Below are 1748 nucleotides of genomic sequence, written 5' to 3' on the forward strand. Positions count from 1 at the left end.
ATATACTCTTTTTAAATTAACAACACCACCAACAGGAACCACTCTAACGGTAGAGTCTTTAATCTCATTCTCAAAGTAATAGTCTAGATATACCTTGTCAGAAGAACCCTCGCAAATAACATAGGTGCAATTTTTATGCTCAGCAGCACCATGCATAATAGCCTGAGATAAATCAGATACGCCTTTAACGCCCACGGGGACAGGGATGCTAATTTCTTTGTAATCTCTCTCGTAATCTTTTACACACTGTTAAGTATGATGGCAGAGTTATGTTCCTCATTCCCTAATGATACAGTGCCTATGAATGACGTAGTTCCATCCTGTAGATATGGTATATAGCCATACCAATGTGATGTGAACAAAACCTGGCTAGAAACATCAGATATCTTTTTTAGTCTTGAGAACTGCTCAAAGCAAGCTGATATATGTAATGATGAATCAGGCTCATCAATAGCAAGTATTATATGACTAGCATCAGCTTTTTTCAGGTTTAATTCTTTCTTGTTTCCGCTCCTCCTTGAGGGCTTTTCATTAATATCTTCCTCATTAAAATACAGGAGGCTATAAATGATATCCACCATTGCCTTCTGTCTTTCTCCTGAGCTCATGAGCTCCATAGGAAGCCAAGAATTGCCATCTTTATAAAAATGTAAAAGTTTACTTGAGAAGAACTCTGTGATCAGTAGATTATTCAATGAGGCTTTCTTTATGTATGCCTCTCTAGAGGCGCTATTGCGCCCTTTAAAGGCATAACCATCAAGCACTCGGTTCATTTTTTCCATTAGCCTTCTTAACTGGCCATTTATTTCTTCAAGCCTCCTTCCGCCTAAACTCCTTGATATATACTCGTTTATATCGGAGTCTAAAAGATTATAGATGCTATCGCTAGATAAACTATCAAAGGCTGATATATTCAGTTCTCTTGGGACATATATATACCTAAAGAAAGATTTCAGCTTGTCAATCGAAGAGTCGACATCGCTAGATGACTCAGTGAACCCATCAGAGTAGAAGTGTATGTTTTTTAATGGAGATCCTTTTTTCTCGACAGAAATACCTGCTGATACGATAACAGTATCATCAAAATCAACATCACGACTGAGGAACATCAAATGCATCTTTAATGATTTAATGTATCCTTTTTGAGAAGGGCTGATGCTAGATAAATCCCTATTTAAATTTGACTTTATTTTTTCACTATTTTCAATTATAGATTTATTTTTCTCTGAGAATGAACCCCAATCAGTTTCATCAAAAACCTTAACAGCCTGTTCTTTGCTGAATAAAAATAGTATGCATATAGTTGGCACTCCACGATTTGATACGGAGTTGTTGTTTATAAATCCGTCATGAAAACCACCGTTGAAGAATATGTTGATAGATTCGAGAATAGTACTTTTCCCTGCTCCATTAGGGCCAACTATCCCTGAGAATGCTTTCCCATTAGATAATGGGATGTAAGTTGTGGCTTGGTAGTTTTTAACGTACCGTAAAAATGCACCAATTATCATTTCTTAATAACCCTCCTATAATACGTTGCTCTGCTGATCCCTAGTGATAGCCACGGCATCCTACTCCGTTCACTATCTTCCGATTTTTTTCTACCACCGCCAGAACTTTTCACTCCCCCTTTACTTCCTCTTATTTTCTGTATTTCTGTATTATGCGTTTTAATTACATATTCAATGAATGATTTCTCGCTAAATTTTTTCGAAGTCCATTTAGCAATACTCCTACATAACCTCATG

1 protein-coding gene and 2 pseudogenes are annotated in these 1748 nt (G+C 36.7%); all 3 read right to left on the reverse strand.

Annotation, left to right across the window (positions count from 1 at the left end; all coding sequences use genetic code 11):
- Positions 1-195: pseudogene (locus DB30_RS42110) on the reverse strand (ATP-binding protein); the annotation flags it as partial.
- Between the two features lie 44 nt (positions 196-239).
- On the reverse strand, positions 240-1511 hold the full coding sequence (locus DB30_RS40760) for an AAA family ATPase (protein WP_146662952.1): 1272 nt from the start codon (positions 1509-1511) through the stop codon (positions 240-242).
- Positions 1508-1748: pseudogene (locus tag DB30_RS42115) on the reverse strand (replication initiation protein); the annotation flags it as partial. The gene DB30_RS40760 and the pseudogene DB30_RS42115, both read right to left, overlap by 4 nt.

This window comes from Enhygromyxa salina, assembly GCF_000737335.2.
Taxonomy (GTDB): domain Bacteria; phylum Myxococcota_A; class Polyangia; order Nannocystales; family Nannocystaceae; genus Plesiocystis; species Plesiocystis salina_C.